The organism is Methylotenera sp., from assembly GCF_030653755.1.
In the GTDB taxonomy this organism is placed as follows: Bacteria; Pseudomonadota; Gammaproteobacteria; order Burkholderiales; family Methylophilaceae; genus Methylotenera.
This window is the reverse complement of record NZ_JAURYU010000045.1, coordinates 181,341-198,853: the sequence shown is the minus strand read 5'-3', so window position 1 is coordinate 198,853 and position 17,513 is coordinate 181,341. Positions and strand designations below refer to the sequence as shown.

At 45.1% G+C, this 17,513-nt stretch carries 17 protein-coding genes and 1 tRNA gene; 9 read left to right on the top strand and 9 right to left on the bottom strand.

The features are described from left to right. Positions 1 to 66 precede the first annotated feature (66 nt). The 4 genes from Q7U33_RS09000 to Q7U33_RS08985 are packed head-to-tail and all read left to right on the top strand — an operon-like array spanning position 67 to position 3,931. The gene (locus tag Q7U33_RS09000; protein WP_304859930.1) at positions 67 to 1,605 is read left to right on the top strand and encodes a 2-isopropylmalate synthase; all 1,539 of its coding nucleotides are present in this window, start codon (positions 67 to 69) and stop codon (positions 1,603 to 1,605) included. Between the two features lie 45 nt (positions 1,606 to 1,650). Continuing rightward, positions 1,651 to 2,307 carry a hypothetical protein gene (locus Q7U33_RS08995; RefSeq protein WP_304859928.1) on the top strand — a complete coding sequence of 219 codons (657 nt, stop codon included), beginning with the start codon at positions 1,651 to 1,653 and terminating at the stop codon, positions 2,305 to 2,307. A 12-nt stretch (positions 2,308 to 2,319) separates the two neighbouring features. Beyond that, positions 2,320 to 3,204: a drug/metabolite exporter YedA gene (yedA, locus tag Q7U33_RS08990; RefSeq protein WP_304859926.1), complete on the top strand. Its 885-nt coding sequence runs from the start codon at positions 2,320 to 2,322 to the stop codon at positions 3,202 to 3,204. A gap of 1 nt (position 3,205) precedes the next feature. Beyond that, positions 3,206 to 3,931: an HAD family phosphatase gene (locus tag Q7U33_RS08985; RefSeq protein ID WP_304859924.1), complete on the top strand. Its 726-nt coding sequence runs from the start codon at positions 3,206 to 3,208 to the stop codon at positions 3,929 to 3,931. Positions 3,932 to 4,051: 120 nt separating this feature from the next. On the opposite strand, the gene Q7U33_RS08980 is transcribed toward Q7U33_RS08985, so the two are convergent. Next, positions 4,052 to 4,873, bottom strand: a complete 822-nt coding sequence (locus Q7U33_RS08980) for an inner membrane protein YpjD (RefSeq protein WP_304859922.1) — start codon at positions 4,871 to 4,873, stop codon at positions 4,052 to 4,054. A 220-nt stretch (positions 4,874 to 5,093) separates the two neighbouring features. Here Q7U33_RS08980 and ffh point away from each other — a divergent pair, with 220 nt between their 5' ends. From ffh to Q7U33_RS08955, 5 genes are all read left to right on the top strand, one after another. After that, the gene (gene ffh, locus Q7U33_RS08975; RefSeq protein ID WP_304859920.1) at positions 5,094 to 6,458 is read left to right on the top strand and encodes a signal recognition particle protein; all 1,365 of its coding nucleotides are present in this window, start codon (positions 5,094 to 5,096) and stop codon (positions 6,456 to 6,458) included. A 229-nt stretch (positions 6,459 to 6,687) separates the two neighbouring features. Further along, positions 6,688 to 6,763, top strand: a tRNA-Lys gene (locus tag Q7U33_RS08970). Between the two features lie 184 nt (positions 6,764 to 6,947). Further along, positions 6,948 to 8,024, top strand: a complete 1,077-nt coding sequence (locus Q7U33_RS08965) for a hypothetical protein (RefSeq protein WP_304859918.1) — start codon at positions 6,948 to 6,950, stop codon at positions 8,022 to 8,024. After that, positions 8,021 to 8,875, top strand: a complete 855-nt coding sequence (locus tag Q7U33_RS08960; RefSeq protein ID WP_304859916.1) for a 1-acyl-sn-glycerol-3-phosphate acyltransferase — start codon at positions 8,021 to 8,023, stop codon at positions 8,873 to 8,875. The genes Q7U33_RS08965 and Q7U33_RS08960 overlap by 4 nt, the downstream gene beginning before the upstream one ends. After that, positions 8,872 to 9,645 (top strand): glycosyltransferase family 2 protein, encoded by a 774-nt coding sequence (locus tag Q7U33_RS08955; protein WP_304859914.1) that lies wholly within the window; start codon positions 8,872 to 8,874, stop codon positions 9,643 to 9,645. The genes Q7U33_RS08960 and Q7U33_RS08955 overlap by 4 nt, the downstream gene beginning before the upstream one ends. Positions 9,646 to 9,686: 41 nt before the next feature. Here the strand turns inward: Q7U33_RS08955 and fabG are convergent, their stop codons facing one another. From fabG to Q7U33_RS08915, 8 genes are all read right to left on the bottom strand, one after another. Then, positions 9,687 to 10,406: a 3-oxoacyl-ACP reductase FabG gene (gene fabG / locus Q7U33_RS08950; protein ID WP_304859912.1), complete on the bottom strand. Its 720-nt coding sequence runs from the start codon at positions 10,404 to 10,406 to the stop codon at positions 9,687 to 9,689. Between the two features lie 40 nt (positions 10,407 to 10,446). Continuing rightward, positions 10,447 to 10,899 carry a 3-hydroxylacyl-ACP dehydratase gene (locus Q7U33_RS08945; RefSeq protein WP_304859910.1) on the bottom strand — a complete coding sequence of 151 codons (453 nt, stop codon included), beginning with the start codon at positions 10,897 to 10,899 and terminating at the stop codon, positions 10,447 to 10,449. Next, a complete protein-coding gene (locus Q7U33_RS08940; RefSeq protein ID WP_304859908.1) occupies positions 10,893 to 11,702 on the bottom strand; it encodes a beta-ketoacyl synthase chain length factor in 810 nt (269 codons plus the stop codon). The genes Q7U33_RS08945 and Q7U33_RS08940 overlap by 7 nt, the downstream gene beginning before the upstream one ends. Further along, positions 11,699 to 12,910, bottom strand: a complete 1,212-nt coding sequence (locus tag Q7U33_RS08935) for a beta-ketoacyl-[acyl-carrier-protein] synthase family protein (RefSeq protein WP_304859906.1) — start codon at positions 12,908 to 12,910, stop codon at positions 11,699 to 11,701. The genes Q7U33_RS08940 and Q7U33_RS08935 overlap by 4 nt, the downstream gene beginning before the upstream one ends. A 71-nt stretch (positions 12,911 to 12,981) precedes the next feature. Then, positions 12,982 to 13,812 carry a polysaccharide deacetylase family protein gene (locus Q7U33_RS08930; protein ID WP_304859904.1) on the bottom strand — a complete coding sequence of 277 codons (831 nt, stop codon included), beginning with the start codon at positions 13,810 to 13,812 and terminating at the stop codon, positions 12,982 to 12,984. Further along, entirely contained in the window at positions 13,809 to 14,471 is a 663-nt protein-coding gene (locus Q7U33_RS08925; RefSeq protein ID WP_304859902.1) for an alpha/beta hydrolase-fold protein, read from the bottom strand. The genes Q7U33_RS08930 and Q7U33_RS08925 overlap by 4 nt, the downstream gene beginning before the upstream one ends. A 5-nt stretch (positions 14,472 to 14,476) precedes the next feature. Next, entirely contained in the window at positions 14,477 to 16,792 is a 2,316-nt protein-coding gene (locus Q7U33_RS08920; protein ID WP_304859900.1) for an MMPL family transporter, read from the bottom strand. Between the two features lie 109 nt (positions 16,793 to 16,901). Beyond that, complete coding sequence (locus tag Q7U33_RS08915; RefSeq protein WP_304859898.1) at positions 16,902 to 17,501, bottom strand: LolA-related protein; 600 nt, start codon at positions 17,499 to 17,501, stop codon at positions 16,902 to 16,904. Positions 17,502 to 17,513 lie beyond the last annotated feature (12 nt).

Genomic DNA, 17,513 nt, shown 5'->3' with positions numbered 1-17,513 from the left:
TGTCAGCAACCAGCCTGTTATTTAAAGCAGTGATAGGCTGAATAAAATAAAACTAAGGTAATTATCATGACACAAGACCAAATTATAATTTTTGATACGACATTGCGTGATGGCGAGCAGAGCCCAGGCGCTTCAATGACTAAAGAGGAAAAAATCCGTATTGCACGCCAGCTTGAAAAGTTGGGCGTCAACGTGATTGAAGCTGGTTTTGCTGCGGCGAGCCCAGGTGATTTTGATGCGATTCACGAAATTGCAAAAATCATTAAAAATTCAACCGTCTGTTCATTAGCACGAGCTAGCGAGAATGATGTGCGCCGTGCTGGTGAGGCAATTAAGCCTGCGGCAAAGGGCCGTATTCATACATTTATTGCGACTAGTAAAATCCATATGGAAAATAAACTCCGTATGACAGAAGACCAAGTCGTTGAGCGTGCTGTGCAGGCAGTGAAATGGGCGTTGGAATATACAGATGATGTTGAGTTCTCCGCTGAGGATGCTGTGCGATCAGAGATGGACTTCTTGATTCGCGTGTTTGATGCTGTGATTCAAGCGGGTGCAAAAACGATTAACGTGCCAGATACGGTAGGCTATTCTATTCCTGCCCCATGGGGCGATCGTATGCGTGAATTGATTGCGCGCGTGCCTAATAGTAATCAAGTGGTTTGGTCAACACATTGCCATAACGATCTTGGTATGGCCGTCGCAAATTCATTGGCAGCGGTAATGGGCGGTGCGCGCCAAGTTGAATGTACCATTAATGGCTTGGGTGAGCGTGCGGGGAATGCAAGCTTGGAAGAAGTTGTCATGGCGGTGAAAACGCGCAGTGACATCTTTAATTTAACAACAAGCATTGATACTACACAAATCGTACCAACCAGCAAATTAGTCTCTTCAATTACTGGATACCCTGTGCAGCCTAATAAGGCGATTGTGGGTGCAAATGCCTTTGCACATGAGTCTGGGATTCATCAAGATGGCGTGTTGAAGCACCGAGAGACTTATGAAATTATGCGTGCTGAAGATGTAGGTTGGAACGCAAACAAGTTAACCTTAGGTAAATTGTCTGGCCGTAATGCGTTTAGAACACGCTTGAAGGAATTGGGCATTGAGCTTGAAACTGAAGATTTGTTAAATGCAGCGTTTGCACGTTTTAAAGATTTAGCGGATAAAAAATCTGAAATTTTCGACGAAGACTTGCATGCCTTGGTGAGTGATGAGTTTGTTTCAGAGGCCACCGAGAATTATAAGTTGGTGTATTTACAAGTAGCATCGCAAACAGGAGAAGTGCCACACGCCTTGATTACAGTGAGCGACAACGGTAGTGAGAAAAAAGCTGAAGCTGATGGTGGTGGCCCTGTAGATGCATCGTTTAAAGCAATTGAGCTTATCGTGAATAGCGGCGCTGAATTGTTACTTTACTCCGTCAATAACATTACTAGCGGTACAGATGCACAAGGTGAAGTGACCGTGCGCCTTTCAAAAGGTGGGCGTATTGTTAACGGACAGGGTGCAGATACTGATATCGTTGTGGCCTCTGCGAAAGCTTATTTGAATGGTTTAAATAAGTTGCATAGCAAGTTTGAGCGTGCACACCCTCAAGTGTAGTTTTTTGAATCCAGATGTGTTGTTGAAAATAAGTTGGGTGAATCCATGAGTTTGTTAGGGCAGATGAAACTTCAAGCGCAACAGGCGCTTGAAGAAAAAAGTAACCAAGTCAAACTAAGTGCTGATTCGCTCGCTTTGCGTAATGCAAAGCTTAAAGAGATATTTGACTATTGGCGCGAATTCTCTGAGTTAATCAGAGTGATAGAGCCTGATTTTACGCATGTTATTTCATTGCCTAGTGTTGGTGAATTATCTGGGCTGAAAGTGACTGAGCCTTTTGCAGAGTATCGATATGCACTCTTAAGCAACGAAACATTTTCTGATGAAATTAGTCACGTTTCATTATTTTATTTTTACAAAGCGCCACAGGTTTTTGAGTTTGAGCGTGAGCTTGGAATTGCGTCGCGCATTAAAGACGTGTTGTGGCGCTATGGTGTTGTACATACTGCTGAGGATGTGAAAAGTGAACAGGGACGGGTGGTTGCAGTCTCCTTTACCATCCCTTGGCAAGTAAAAGGCTCAGTATTTGTGACGCCTTTACCTAATTCAAATGTATTGCATTTTTCATTAAAAAATATAGCAAAGCTAGGTGAAATGGAGTTGGAAATGCCGTTTGATCAAGTGGATGCAACTTTTCTGGATGAGTTCTCTAAATTGTTGCTCGGTCAGGAAAGCTCTTTTTGGAAGCTGGCTAAATTCTAGCAGCATAAGAATATGCGCCTACATATGAATCGCCAATCAATCTTGATTGTCTTGGCGCTGTTTTGTACCTATTTTATTTGGGGCTCAACTTACTTAGCCATTCGTTTTGGTATAGAGAGTTTTCCACCATTTTTGATGGGCGGAGTACGCTTTACGGTTGCAGGTGTAATTTTGTTTGTGGTGATGCGCTCTTTAGGTTCAGCGATGCCTTCCGCACATGAATGGCTAGGCGCAAGTGTGGTTGGGTTGTTATTGCCTGCATTAGGTAATGGCACAGTGTGCTATGTGCAACAAACTGTCTCTTCAAGCGTTGCTGCACTTTCTATTGCAACTGCACCTATTTGGATGGCAATTTTCTCTTCTATTTGGGGACATAAAATTACCCCTAAAGAGTGGCTAGGTATCGCTATCGGTTTAGTGGGCATTGTATTGCTGAATTTAGGTGGTAGTTTTGACGGTGACTTTATGAGTGCATTTTTGTTGATATTTGCTGCCGCCAGTTGGTCATTTGGTTCAGTTTGGGGCAAGCATTTAGCTATGCCTAAAGGCTTGATGGGTGCTGCTTGTCAGATGCTTACGGGTGGATTGGCACTGATGATGGTGAGTGCTTACGCTGGCGAAACTTGGCCTGCCGAAATTTCTTTGAAGTCTTGGGGCGCTATGTTGTTTTTAATCGTATTAGGGTCGCTAGTCGCATACAGTGCATACCAATACTTGCTTAAAACAGTGCGCCCGTTAGTGGCTAGTAGCAATACTTTTGTAAACCCGATTGTGGCTTTTGCGGTAGGGGTATGGTTTGCCGCTGAACATGTAACCATGGTTGAGATGGTCGCACTTGGTGTGATTTTAGTGGGTGTTTTTTTAGTACTTTCTGTAACCAACAATAAAGATATTTAATATGAAACAAGACATAAATTCAAAGCAAGACCTAGATTCTAAGCAAAATCTGGCTTCAAAACAAAATATAGCTTTGTTTGATTTAGATAATACTTTGCTTGCTGGAGATAGTGATTATAACTGGGGTTTGTTTTTGATTAATGAAGGCCTACTAGATGGCAAAACGCATCAGGCGCGCAATGATCAGTTTTACCAAGATTATAAAAATGGTAATTTAGATATTTATAAATTTCTTGAGTTTCAGTTGAAGCCATTAAGTGAGCATTCAAAAGCGTTTTTAGATACCCTGCATTTGAAATATATGGAAAATGTCATCCGTCCGATGATGACCCAAAAAGCCCAAGATTTAGTAGATACGCATAAGGCAGCAGGTGACTTATGTGTTGTGATTACAGCAACCAATAGTTTTGTAACCAAACCAATTGCTACAGCGTACGGGATTGAGCACTTAATCGGGACAGACCCAGAAATCAAAGATGGTCAATATACAGGTGGCGTGCAAGGTGTGCCAAGTTTTCAAGAGGGTAAGGTGACACGCATTAATGATTGGTTAAAAGCACGCGGTCAGCATTTAGATGACTTTGGTAAAAGTTATTTTTATAGCGATTCACACAATGACTTGCCACTAATGAAGCGGGTGACCAATCCAGTGGCTGTCGATGCAGACCCGACGCTCACTGCGTATGCAGAGCAAAACCAATGGCCTCATATCAGTTTACGTAACTAGACCTACTGAATAGGGCTGGCGTGGGTGATTAACTGCCAGCCGCCGCTGTTTATATATAGCTAGGTTTTGAATATAGAAGCAAACATTTAAAGCTGCGCATCAGTGAAGCTTTAAATGTAATTAGTGGCCAAGAAGTATCTGTGAAACAAACTTACTGCCGATATAGGCGAGTACTAGCAATATGAAGCCTGCTAGCGTCCAGCGAATTGCCTTGAGCCCGCGCCATCCATATTGATATCTGCCAAACAGCAAGCCTGCATAAATAAACCAGCTAGCGATTGAAAAAATAGTTTTGTGGTTAAATTGCATTGGCTTGTGAAAAAGTGATTCAGAAAACCACATGCCGCTCGCCAAGGTGATGGTCAGTAGAATCAACCCAAATCCAATCATTTTAAATAACAGACTTTCCATCACCATTAATGGTGGGAAGTTTGGCAGTTTGATCAAGGTGGGTTTATGATGCAGACTGCGTTCTGCTACTGCCATGAGTAGTGCATGAAGCGCTGCAAATGTGAACAAGCTGTAAGCAATCATCGCTACCCAGATATGTGCGATAAAAAGAGGGTTGCTTGACTCTGGCAGGAAATGTGTCTCCGTGAAAAATGCAGGCAACAGCGAGAACAACGCAGCTGGAGGCAGTACAAATGCTTGGAGGCTGTAAAGTTGATGGTTGCGGTCTGTAACCCAGTACACCAAAACAGTTAGCCATAGAATAGCGGAAATCGATTGATAAAAACCTAAATTGAATCCTACCGAAAAAATACTTTGATGGAGTAGCCATCCGTGAATCAGTAAGCCTAAAGCAATCATCGTAGAGTGTAGCTTCAGTGCATTAAGCCTAATGGAAGCATTGCTTTCTTGCGTTTTGGCCTCGCGCCAAAAATCAATAGCGACTGCTATGTAAATGAAAGCAACGATAAAATAGGGAATTAATTTCTGCATAGTGCAATTATGGCGCAATTAAGCTGTAAATATAATAGCTGATTGTAATAAATATAGCGTTTGTGGCAAGTGGCTAAGTTTATAGCGCAGATATGTAGGTTGTGCATGCTACCTTGTTAGCGAGTATTTGCCTGTGCCTTTGATTTAAAAAATGTATTGATAGGACTGGCCTATCGCTTGATGTAAAATTAAACATTAGATTATTAGTAAGAGTATAAAAATGCTAGAAAATTTGACTGGGCGCCTACAAGGCGTCATTAAAAATTTACGTGGACAAGCACGCTTAACTGAAGAGAATATTGCAGATGCAATGCGTGAAGTGCGTATGGCTTTGCTAGAAGCCGACGTTGCGTTGCCAGTAGTGAAAGATTTTATTGCCGCCGTTAAGTTGCGTGCGCAGGGTAAAGAGGTTCTGCAAAGCTTAACCCCTGGTCAGGCTGTGATTGAAGTTGTAAATGACGAGCTGACATCGCTCATGGGTAAAGCGAATGAGGGCTTGAATTTGTCAGCAGTGCCCCCCGCTATCATTCTCATGGCTGGCTTACAGGGCTCAGGTAAAACCACCACTTCTGCAAAACTGGCAAAATTATTAAAAGAGCAAAAAAAGAAAGTCCTGTTAGCCAGTGCTGATGTGTATAGACCAGCAGCGATTGAGCAACTTAAAACACTAGCGAAGCAACTTGAAGTAGAGTGTTTTGATAGTAATGCTAGCCAAGCACCAATTGATATTGCGACCGCAACTTTAGATTTCGCTAAACGTGGCTATTATGATGTGGTGATTTTCGATACGGCGGGTCGTTTAGGTATCGACGAAGCCATGATGGCCGAGATTAAAGCACTGCACGCGTTCTTAAACCCGATTGAAACTTTGTTCGTCGTTGATGCGATGCAGGGGCAAGATGCGATTAATACTGCGAAAGCTTTTGGCGACACTTTACCGCTAACGGGTATTGTTTTAACCAAGTTAGATGGTGACTCACGTGGTGGTGCAGCGCTATCAGTGCGTCATGTGATTGGTAAGCCAATTAAATTTATTGGTGTCAGTGAAAAAGTGGATGGTCTTGAGCCATTTTATCCAGATCGTATGGCGTCACGCATTCTTGGTATGGGTGATGTGCTTGGGTTAATTGAGCAAGCACATAAAAATGTTGATTTAGCTGAAGCTCAGAAATTAGCCGATAAAGTTAAATCTGGTAAGAACTTTGATTTAGACGATTTTAAAGCGCAAATGTCACAAATGCGAAAAATGGGTGGTATGGGTGCATTGATGGACAAAATGCCATCACAGATTGCAGGCATGGCGGCTAAAGTGAACCCAGAGGATGCTGACAAAAGCATCCGCCGTATTGAGGGCATTATTAATAGCATGACCCCGCTCGAGCGCCGTAAACCTGAAGTGATTAAAGCAACGCGTAAAAAACGTATTGCAGATGGGTCTGGCGTACAAGTGCAAGAAGTGAACCGCTTATTAAAGCAGTTTGAAGAAACGCAAAAAATGATGAAAATGTTTAGTAAAGGCGGCATGGCGAAAATGATGCGCAGTATGGGCGGACTGATGGGCGGTAAACTTCCAGGGATGCGCTAGTCCTGGAGTTCTGAGTAGAGTCCTGGATTTTGAGTGGTACGCTGTATTGTGTGATGGAATAATGGATTGTGCTTTTTTGTTAAGTCTTGTTAAAACAGTCTCTTACGAAATAACGTAAATATTTTTACAAAATAATTAAATTATTTGCACATTTATGATTGACCAACTCAATAGTTTCTAGCATAATTGCGCCCTTTCCTGAGTGACGCAAGTTGCTTGAGAAATAAAGGGGGTGTTAGCTCAGCTGGTAGAGCAGCGGACTTTTAATCCGTTTGTCGTGGGTTCGATCCCCGCACACCCTACCAATTTAAAGCCTAGTCAGAAATGACTAGGCTTTTTGTTTTGTGAAGAGGAAATAAAAAGCTGCGTTCATATTTAAGAACCGTGCGCTATAATCATCCGCATAATAGTGAAGAGATATTCTGTAAGAACGCTCTCTGAAGCTACATCCCTACTTTCATATGATATTAAATTAGTGAGTTATCGATAATGGGCATGAAAATAGAGTGCATGCCTTTTCCTGATGTGCGACGGCAAGCACAGGCGTGGCAAGACAGAGCATTAGGGATTGTGTGTTTTAATGAGTCTAATCTGGGCAGCTTTAACGAAGTGCCAGGAATCCATTTAAATACACCAGTGTTAGCAGGCGAGGATATCGCCTGTGAAGTTTGGCTGAGCGATACCTCCCCAAGAAATAATAGTAGCAGTGATGTGGTAAGCAGTAACAAAGGGGCGATTCAGTATCGACTGAATGATGAGCTGCTGTTCGGTGTTATTAGTTTAGATGAGTTAACATTTTCACAAGGACAAACTCAGCAAACAGGAAATGAGAGTTCTCCATTGCAGCAAGCTACCGAATCCGCTTATCGCCAAATATTCGCATTGATCGATGAGCTAGGTTATTCGAATCTCTATCGCTTCTGGAATTACTTGGCGGATATTAATGATATTAGTCATGGTTTAGAGCGATATCGCCAGTTTAACGTGGGTCGCAAAAATGCTTTGATGCAGAGTAGTCGGGACCTAGGGAGCGAAATGCCCGCAGCCTGTGCGCTAGGCTTAGCCAATGGTCCATTAAGCATTGCATTTCTGGCAGGCAAGACTAAGGCCGTTGCCATTGAGAATCCTCGCCAAATCAAAGCATATGACTATCCTGAGCAATACGGACCAATTACACCAAGTTTCTCGCGTGCTACTTTATTACACAGCGGCAAGCAGGCTACTTTATTCATCTCTGGTACGGCTAGTATTGTCGGTCACCAAACACAGCATACATCAGATGTTGCAGCGCAAACTAGGGAAACCTTATTGAATCTTGATGCTGTGATTGCAGAAGCCAATCGTGTGTTGGGCCAGCCGAGGTTTAACCTGCATGATACTTTTCTCAGGGTGTATATCCGCTACCCTAAAGATTTTAATGCGGTACGTGCAGAATTGCAGCGTTATTTGAAAGGCGAGATTAACGCCATGTTTATACAAGCTGATATCTGTCGTCACGATTTATTAGTTGAGATTGAAGCCACCATCCAATGTGTGACGGAATTTGATAGGGTTGAAGTTGCATGAGTTGGATAAAGACAAATTCCGTTTCGGGTTTCTGCCTGCAACTTTATGATTATCTTGTCCTGTATTTAGGATTGATCTGGCTGGGTTTTCTGAGTTTATGTTGGACATTGATTGCCTGTATGCTTTACCCTCTGTTGCCTAAGCGTTATGGCATCACCCTAGGCCGCTATGTGATTATGATCTCTTTCCGTGCTTATTTAGCCAGCTTGAGTCTCTCACAGCGCTGTCACTTTGATTTAACTGAGTTAGATGTACTACGTAACGACACCCCAATGATCATCGCGCCTAACCATCCATGTTTATTGGATGCCGTCATGGTGATCTCACGCTTACCAAACGTTGCATGTGTCATGAAAGCAGAGCTCATGAACAATGTTTTCTTAGGTGCAGGTGCTCGGTTAGCACGCTATATCCGTAATGAACCGATACGGCGTATGGTGATGCAGTCTACTGAAGACTTTGAAACTGGAAGCCATTTACTTTTGTTTCCAGAAGGCACACGCACTGTGCGGCAACCTATTAATGCTTTGAAGGGTAGTATTGCCTTGATTGCGCATCAGGCAAAAGTACCTGTGCAAACACTCATCATCGAAACTAACTCACCCTATTTAAGTAAAGGCTGGTCACTGTTTCGTAAGCCGATTATGCCTGTGAGTTATAAAATAAAATTAGGTAAACGTTTCCCACCGCCCGACAATACCCACCAGTTTATGGCAGAGCTAGAAGAGTACTTTAGTCATGCGTTAAAGAGCGATGAGCTAAACCCTTACGCTAACCAACGTTTAACTTCAGGGGCTGATTATAATAAACCGAGCACCACACTTAATTCACAAGGGACCACATTGTCATGAGCAGTCCTTCAGAAACGCATGTCGTCCTTATTCCCAGTTATAACCCCGGTGCCAAAGTCTATGAAACTGTACGTGCTGCGCGTCAATTCTGGAACCCAGTTTGGGTAATCATTGACGGTAGTACCGATGGGTCGGAAATCACTTTACAGCAGATGGCGAACTCAGATAGTGGTTTGCAGGTGATTCATTTACCGCGTAATCAAGGTAAGGGCGCAGCCGTACTGCACGGACTTCATATTGCTTCTGCCGAAGGATTTACCCATGTACTTACGATGGATTCCGATGGACAACACCCCTCTGATTTAATCCCAAAGTTTATGGATGAATCCATGAAAAATCTTGATGCTATGATTCTAGGGAAACCCATCTTTGATGCTAGTGCACCCAATATTCGTGTGCAGGGTCGCAAAATTTCAAACTGGTGGGCGAACCTAGAAACGCTGGGAGGCGGTATTGGAGATTCGCTATTTGGATTTCGCGTTTATCCTATTGAGCCACTCAGAAAGGTGATGCGCTTCAATCCTTGGATGCGGCATTTCGATTTTGACCCTGAAGCTGCCGTGCGGCTAAGCTGGCGAGGTGTCAAAGTAGTGAATCTGCTTGCATCGGTGCGCTATTTTAGTACTGATGAAGGTGGCGTTTCTCATTTTCGTTACTTACGCGATAATATATTGCTGACTTGGATGTATGCGCGACTGTTTGTGGGCTTTGTGTTGCGATTGCCAGTACTATTGTTGCGACGTCTGTCGCGATTTTTACAGAGTAATTAATGCGTCAGCGAGATTAACGAATCAGCAACCATGTCCGAGAGTTAAATCATCCCGCCATTGATGGAGATAATCTGTCCAGTGATGTAAGTTGCTTGATCAGACGCTAGGAAACTGACCAAATCCGCCACTTCTTTGGCCGTGCCAGCGCGTTTCATGGGCACCATATTGGCAATGGCTTGTGCATCAAAAGTGCTTTCACTCATGCTGGTTTGAATGATGCCAGGCGCCACTGCATTGACAGTAATACCTCGGCTGGCAACTTCTTGGGATAGGGATTTAGTCGCTGCGTTTAATGCACCCTTGGCTGCGGAATAGTTTGTTTGGCCTCGGTTGCCTGTAATGCCAGAGATGGATGACACATTGATAATACGCCCCCAGCGACTGCGTATCATGGGCATCATTAAGGGTTGGGTGACGTTAAAGAAGCCGTGTACCGATACGTCTATAACGCGATGCCATTGTGTTGAACTCATCCCTGGAAATACCGCATCATCATGTATGCCCGCATTATTGATTAAAATCTGAATGGGTTCATTTTCTACCAATGGGCTAAGCACAGCATTCACGGCGGCCTGATCAGTCACATCGAATTGCAAAACGGAAGCATTGCCACCCGCAGCATTAATCTCTGCTGCTAGTTGTGTTGCACTTTGGATGCCATTGTTCGCATGAATATAAACGTGGCAACCATCCGTGGCAAGCCGCTTGCAAATGGCAGCGCCAATTCCACCGCTACCCCCAGTTATTAAAGCTCTTTTCATGTGTTTTCCTGAATTAATTTTAATGGCTCAAATGTAGTGGCTATTGTAATGAATCAGCGTTTAACACCACTGTCGCACGGCCTTCTAGCAGCACTTGGTCATTTGCACTCACGCTAAATTCATAAAGCATATTACTTTCGTTCGCCATCATACATGTTGCATTTATACATAAATCTGTAGCGATATCATCTAAGCGCGTTGCGTACATATTTACCCCACGCACACTTACCAGATAACCTACTTGGGGGCGTGGGCTATTTGCAGGCGCCGATAATGCACCATGTATCGCCATTGCTTGGGCGGCATATTCGATACCGCAGGCGATGCCTAGCTGACCATGTGCGCGTAGGGGGTTGTCAGCGTTACGGTGGCTGGTGGCTATGCAGCTAATATTTGCATGGTCCCACGTTTGCACGTTATCTAATAGGCACATACTGCCCTGATGCGGGATATGGTTCGCAATCCACACTTTATCTAGCAACTGACTCAGCAAGGTTTTACCTCTACTAATAAACGTAAATCATCGAGGTAATCCAGCACTACGCTGCCAGCCTGCGCTTTGGCAATCAGTTGTAATAGTGGTAAGCCGCGTGCAGCAGGGATGGCGAGACGCAAAGTTTCTAAGGCTGTGTCAGAAAATTTAAAGGCTTCTTCATGCGTAAAACTTACCTGAATCTGCGTGATACTTTTCTCACTTTGCTCACTTTTCTGTGGCGCAAGTAGCAGCGCAATACCGCAATTATCGGGAATAGGCCGTTTGCTGAACATGGGCTCAGGATAAGGTGTATCACTCGCCATTAAGATGCAACGTGTGCCATCTACCGTTACTTGCGTTAATGCATCAAGTAAGCCTGCGCCAAAGCTGGCATCAAAGGCGCATAGCACCGAGGAGGTCGCCATGGTTTTGGTGGCGATGCTCCAATAACCTGCTGCGGCGTTATGTACGGAATTATGAAATCGCGTCGGTGATATCTCTCTGTCATCAGTGGCTAGCATTTCACAGATGGTATGGCAATTAAGGCCATCGCCATTTGAGAAAGAAAATACACTAGGCAAGTTTTCACCTTGTAAGCTTGCTTCGGCAATCGCTTCTAGCGAAGTGGCCAGTGTTAGCTTGACGATATCACTGGCGCGCCTGCGTTCAGCCGCAGGTAATAGTTCTGGTGTAGGGATGACTGTTTTAGCTGATTGGTAAGGCTGCTGGCCAGCCAATATCTGGCGGCCACTAGCCCAGCCGTTAAAGCCTGGACCTATTAGGCCTACGCCTTCAATGTAGGCGGTGAGCTTGGGAGTCATTTGGCGTCTCCTGTCGTTTCTGCTAGGCCAAAAATCAGACTGCAATTGGTGCCGCCAAAGCCAAAGGAGTTACTCATGACTAGTTTTAAGGGTTGGTTAGTATTCTGTAACTGATAATCCAGTTTTAGTTCAGCATCCACTTTTTTTGTATTAAGCCCGCCAGGAATGAAGCTATGCTGTAACGCTAGTGCACAGATCACGGCCTCTACAGCACCAGCAGCGCCAAGTGTATGCCCAGTAGCCCCTTTGCTAGAACTGCATGGAATAGGTTGTGTGAATATGGCGCTAACGGCCTTGGCTTCTGCCGCATCATTGCTGGGAGTAGCCGTGCCATGCAGGTTGATGTAGTCGATATCCGTTGGCGCCAAGCTCGCGCTTTGCAACGCTTGCTGCATGGCTATTTTTGCGCCCAGCCCCTCTGGGTGTGGGGATGACATATGGTAGGCATCGCTGGACTCACCGATACCTAGCAATAGTACGGCGCTATCATCCATAGTAGCGGATGGGCGCTCTAGCAAGGCAAAAGCCGCGGCTTCGCCAATAGAGATGCCATCTCGCGCAACGTCATACGGGCGGCAGGCTTGAGTTGAGAGTAGTCCCAGTGAATTGAATCCATATAAGGTCGTTAAGCATAGCGTGTCGACACCGCCAACTATTGCGGCATCAATTAAGCCAGCCTCTATCATGCGCCTTGCCACGCTAAACACTTTGGCGCTAGAAGAGCAGGCGGATGACACCACCACTGCTGGCCCTGCTAGCTTAAAATAGTGTCGAGTGAAATCTGCGACTGAATAAGTGTTCTGGGTTTTGCTGTAGATAAAATCTTCGGGTAACGCCCCGGTGAGCTTGTCCCGATGACGGAAAGCTAGCTCAGTTTCTAATATTCCAGATGTACTGGTACCCAAGAATACGCCTATGCGATCATGCCCATATTTTGCAACGGCAGCATTCACAGCATTATTGAAGCCATCCTGTTCTAGTCCAAGTTGTGCTAGACGGTTGTTGCGGCAGTCATATTCAGCCATGCCGTCACGCATCTGCACATCATCTAAGTCGTCAACTTCGCCGATGAAAGTAGGCAGGTCTACGGTTTCAAAATCACAAGGTTTAAGCCCTTGCCGTGCGTGTAGTAGGGCATCTAATGTTTGTTGCAAGCCGATGCCGATGCAACTGGTAACAGTGAAATGAGAAAGTAATAGTGGTTTCAAAAAATCTAGGCTTTCTATAACCGTGGAATATGATTTGAGTATAACTGACTACAAAATTATTGTAAGCAGTATCAAGCGGCGGCTTCAGCTAAAGTTACAAAATGCAAACCTTTTTCGCGCGCAGCTTCTAGTATGGCAGGTAGTACAGCCAATATAATAGGTTCGTCAGCTTTGGTGCGAGCAGCGTTGCCGTCATGCAGCAGGATAATAGCGCCAGGCCGCAAGCCTGCGATCAGTTTATGCTTAACTTTTTCCACATTCCCGTTTTGGGTATCAAAAGCACGTACAGACCAACTTGTAAGCTTTAAACCTAAACGGCTCAATACTGGTTCTAGGAATGGGTTGCGCAAACCAGCAGGAGCCCGAAAGAACTGTGGGCGTATGCTAGTAATGTGGCTTAAAGTCTCTTGGCCATCGGTGATTTCACGCATGATGCTATTTGAACCCATCAGTGAGAAATATAGCTTATGTCTCTGGCTGTGGTTCTCAATTGCATGCCCACGTTCAATAATCTCGCGGCATAGCTCAGGGTGCTTCATGGCATGGTCACCAATCTGGAAAAATGTGGCTTTGACTTGGTAACGGTCTAAAATCTCTAGCACTGGTCGGGTTACAAGTGGATCTGGGCCGTCATCAATGGTAAGTGCAATCTCATTACGAAGCGTCGCAGCTGGTGGTAGTTTCGTCCAATTCGGGCCTAGCCAGTGGCTACGTGGTAACAACCCAACTGTAGAGATTACTAAATGATTGGCAATTAATATAGCCAGTAGCCAAGGCCAGAGCTGGGGTGCTGCGAGTAATACCACTAATAATATGGCGTGCAGTATGATAGAGATTTTAATGAATAAAGTAGGTTGCCAATTTCTAGCTTGAGCGTTGGTCACTTGAACGTTGGTCATCATCTTGTACTAAATATTTTGTCTAGAAAATTGTGCCATAACTGTTGCCACACAGGCCAGACATGGTCGCCTGGTATCTTATCAACATATTCGTCAGGTAATATTTGCGCCATCATTGCAATATCTCTCGCAAACCGATCATCTTCTCCATAGCCTAAGTGTACTTCTGTCGTATTCGTATGCGTAGTATTTGCATGGCTTTTTAACCAATACCAATTACCTCGCTCGGTATCGTCATCGGCGATGGCATCAGGCGCCCATGCCTTAATGCCGCCAGCTAACGCGATTTCACTGGTTGTGATGCGGTTACCTGGGTACGGTGCCAATAGCAGTAAGCCATTCACTTGCTCGGGATGGCGGTGTACATAGGCGATTGCCACATAAGCGCCTATGGAAATTCCCGCAATCCAGATGTTTGTATAGCCCATGGCTACATAAGGTTGCATCACCGTGTCGTGGATTTTCAGTAATACGGTTTGATCGGCAATCTGATCAAACGCTAATTCAGGCATGACGAGATCGATATTTAACTGACGTTGCCTGACTGCGCTAATAAAACCTTGAGCGATAAAATCCTCTGGTAGGTGGTTGGCGCCAGGTAGTAGGATGATCAACGTATGGGCTTTTTTGTCTGGATTCGCTAAATCAATGAGGTGTCGCATTGCGTTTAGCCTTTACTGCGTGCAAAAACGGCCGAGAAAATCAAGGCCAGAATCACTCCAGGGGCAACAGTGACGCCCATCGCCTGTAATACTGGCACACTGGAAAAAGCCAATAAACCAAACCCTAGTACAGTCGCTACATTGGCAAATACCAACGAGGCATAAGTGCGTGGTGAAATATCTGTTATACCTTGCTTAATCACAGGGTTGAAGAATAAAGCGTAGTTAGAGCCAATCGCTACAATTAGTAGCAAGCCTATCAAATGCAGAATAATGAGCTGCTGGCCAAACAAGGCTAATCCAGCCATCACGGTGAGTACGGCGGCTACCAGTGGCACAATAACCGCCATGACACGCAACGGCGAACGCAGCACAAACAACAGCAGTACGATAATCGCTATGATGCCAGTTAGCGATAACAAAATAGCTTCTTGCATATAGCCAGAATATAGGCGATTGGATTCGGCTTTCATATCCACAAATAAAGTATTGTTAACCTGCGCTTGGTCAAGCGCAGCCTGAACTTGTGCTACATCGATATTGCCACTTTCTGGCGCTGTGAGTGGAATCAGCGAGCTCCAATGCTGGCCTTGTTGTAACAGCATTGCATCAACCGCCATCGCCATTGAGGTGCCTTGTAAATCGCTACGTTGTAACAATGGTTTGGTACGCGCTGTTTCTACATCCGTTAAAAAAGGAGCGAATACAGCAGGCTGTACAGGCAAGTCTTTTAATGCAGCGGTTAATCTCAGTTTTAATTCACTTGCCGTCGGCAAGCTGGCTAACCTTGCTTGTTGTGTCGTTAGGCTAGGCAGGTAATGGCTGGCGCTATCGAAACTACTGAGCAACTCTTGCTCTACTAACCCTTGCAAAGCTACTGATACTTTTTCAGTGTTGCTGAGTACTGTTTCCTGACTATCACCTGATACAACCACGACATAACGCACATCAGGGGCGCCCATACCTGTGCGCAATCTGGCATCTAGCGCTTGGTCTGCCGCAGATACTGGGCTTAGCGCAGCCAGTTCATTGTTCCATAAATGATTGTGATGCTGGTAGACGATCACGCTGGAAGCCGCTACTAATATCACTGCAGGCCAGCGGAAGCGACGAGTGAGCTGTGCGTAATGGGATAGCTTTACCCCAATATTGCTGACATCTCGGATATTAAAATCAGTTGGCAACAGAGAGGGTAAAACATAACGTGTCATCACCGCCGCAGCAATCAAGCCTGCAACTGAATACAAGCCTAGCTGCGCTAAACCTGGAAAGCCCGACAACAGAAGCGCGGCAAACCCAAATACAGAAGTCAGGACGCCTAATCTCACCGTAGGCCATACCAGTTGTACCCACTTTTTGTGGTCATGCTCCTTATCGCCAGTTTGGTCCGATTGCATGAACAGATAGATGGAGTAATCGACCGCTTCGCCTATCAATGCGGTACCAAAGCCTAGTGTTATGCCATGCACTACGCCAAACCATAGACTTACCGAGGCAATGCCAGCCAAGATGCCAGTAGCCACTGGCAGAAAGCCCAATAGCAATGCGGTGAGTGACCTATAAACCGCTAAAAGTAATAGCGCGATTAATACGGTGCTGACAATAAATATGACGCGTACTTGGCTTTTAATGGTGTCACGCGCAACTACGGAAAACACACCAGGGCCCGTCATTAGCAATGTAGGCTGTGTACTGGCTTTAGTATTTTTTGCTGCTTGCTCAAATTCATTTTGAATGAACTGCATCGCCTGTTTTTGGGCATCGGTGTCCGAGCCTACAGCGCTAGTTTGTAACAGCAGTAAGGCTGTATTGCTATCGCGTGAGGCCCATGCCCCTTCTACAAGCTCGGGTTTGTTGCCAGCATTCATTGCATCCAACAGTTGCAGCATTTCACCAGTGGGGTCATTCGGCAGTAGTGATTTGATGAGCAATCCAGCGGGTGAGGCAATCTGGTCGATACTGTCGCTGATGGCAGTATGCAGGCCATCTATGCTGAAGTGTTCAGGCGTGACGGCTGGGCTTAACAGATAGCGATGATTGAACAGATAGTTACGGTCAAGTTCTGCGGTAATCGCCTCACCATTATTCACACTGATGAAAGCTTGATTGCTACGTAGGTTTTTTGCAATTGTTTTAGAAAGCTTAGCACGGGTGGCTGGGTCTGCACCTTCTATACCGACTAATATCAGGCGCGAGGCTAAACCGTCCTTGAGCTGATCCATCAGTAATTGCTGTTCTGCCGTAGGGTTGCTAGGCAAGAATGCGGATAAGTCTGCGGTAAAGTGGCTGCGGCTGATAATGAATAGGCTGGCCACGATCATCAATAGCCATATGATAATAGCCGTGTTGCAACGGCTTAGTCTAGAGAGTATCTTGGAAAAGATTGGTGGTTTTGGATTCACAGTAAACTAGTCAGTAAAAACTGCGATATCAGGGCGCAGATAAGGGTGTAGGTAAAGTCGTAATCATCATGACTGAACTATCACCATCTGCCTGTTTGATAGCAATGGTTTTTAGCGTGTTGTCAGAACCACTAATATCGATACTAGTGAGGACCTTTTTCATTTTGTTTTCCAGTGGTAACAGGTTCAGGTTCCAGTCCTGCTGAGTGCCTACCATGCTTAATTTATAATTGCGCTCCAAGGCTGTGCGGTCACCAGCCAGCGTGCCACGTATGCTATCGATAAACGCGGCTATTTCAGGGTAGCTTTGTAATGACAGCACATGTTTTTTACCGCGCTGTTCTACAATCAATTTATCTTTATCCAGCACCATGCTTTCGGCCTTGGGTTTCAGGGTGCGCTTTTCCAAGCGATCAGGTGCGTTATAAAACAACTCTCCTGATGATTCCACGGGCTTATCCAATATCGCGATGGATTTTTTTTCGATAAAGCTGGCGTGACCTGTACGCGTGGTAGCCAAAGATTGCATTAGTTGATCTAAATCCCAAGTGCCTTCTGCATGGCTAGGGGGGGCTATAGCCCATAGGCTAGCTAACAATAGGCAAAGGCTTAAAAGACGATTATTCATGGATGTGATAGC

Bases quoted from the DNA above. Each gene is read 5' to 3' on its own strand.
- Q7U33_RS09000 (WP_304859930.1), top strand. From the start codon at position 67: ATGACACAAGACCAAATTATAATTTTTGATACGACATTGCGTGATGGC.
- Q7U33_RS08995 (WP_304859928.1), top strand. From the start codon at position 1,651: ATGAGTTTGTTAGGGCAGATGAAACTTCAAGCGCAACAGGCGCTTGAA.
- yedA (WP_304859926.1), top strand. From the start codon at position 2,320: ATGCGCCTACATATGAATCGCCAATCAATCTTGATTGTCTTGGCGCTG.
- Q7U33_RS08985 (WP_304859924.1), top strand. From the start codon at position 3,206: ATGAAACAAGACATAAATTCAAAGCAAGACCTAGATTCTAAGCAAAAT.
- Q7U33_RS08980 (WP_304859922.1), bottom strand. From the start codon at position 4,873: ATGCAGAAATTAATTCCCTATTTTATCGTTGCTTTCATTTACATAGCA.
- ffh (WP_304859920.1), top strand. From the start codon at position 5,094: ATGCTAGAAAATTTGACTGGGCGCCTACAAGGCGTCATTAAAAATTTA.
- Q7U33_RS08965 (WP_304859918.1), top strand. From the start codon at position 6,948: ATGGGCATGAAAATAGAGTGCATGCCTTTTCCTGATGTGCGACGGCAA.
- Q7U33_RS08960 (WP_304859916.1), top strand. From the start codon at position 8,021: ATGAGTTGGATAAAGACAAATTCCGTTTCGGGTTTCTGCCTGCAACTT.
- Q7U33_RS08955 (WP_304859914.1), top strand. From the start codon at position 8,872: ATGAGCAGTCCTTCAGAAACGCATGTCGTCCTTATTCCCAGTTATAAC.
- fabG (WP_304859912.1), bottom strand. From the start codon at position 10,406: ATGAAAAGAGCTTTAATAACTGGGGGTAGCGGTGGAATTGGCGCTGCC.
- Q7U33_RS08940 (WP_304859908.1), bottom strand. From the start codon at position 11,702: ATGACTCCCAAGCTCACCGCCTACATTGAAGGCGTAGGCCTAATAGGT.
- Q7U33_RS08930 (WP_304859904.1), bottom strand. From the start codon at position 13,812: ATGATGACCAACGTTCAAGTGACCAACGCTCAAGCTAGAAATTGGCAA.
- Q7U33_RS08925 (WP_304859902.1), bottom strand. From the start codon at position 14,471: ATGCGACACCTCATTGATTTAGCGAATCCAGACAAAAAAGCCCATACG.
- Q7U33_RS08920 (WP_304859900.1), bottom strand. From the start codon at position 16,792: ATGATCGTGGCCAGCCTATTCATTATCAGCCGCAGCCACTTTACCGCA.
- Q7U33_RS08915 (WP_304859898.1), bottom strand. From the start codon at position 17,501: ATGAATAATCGTCTTTTAAGCCTTTGCCTATTGTTAGCTAGCCTATGG.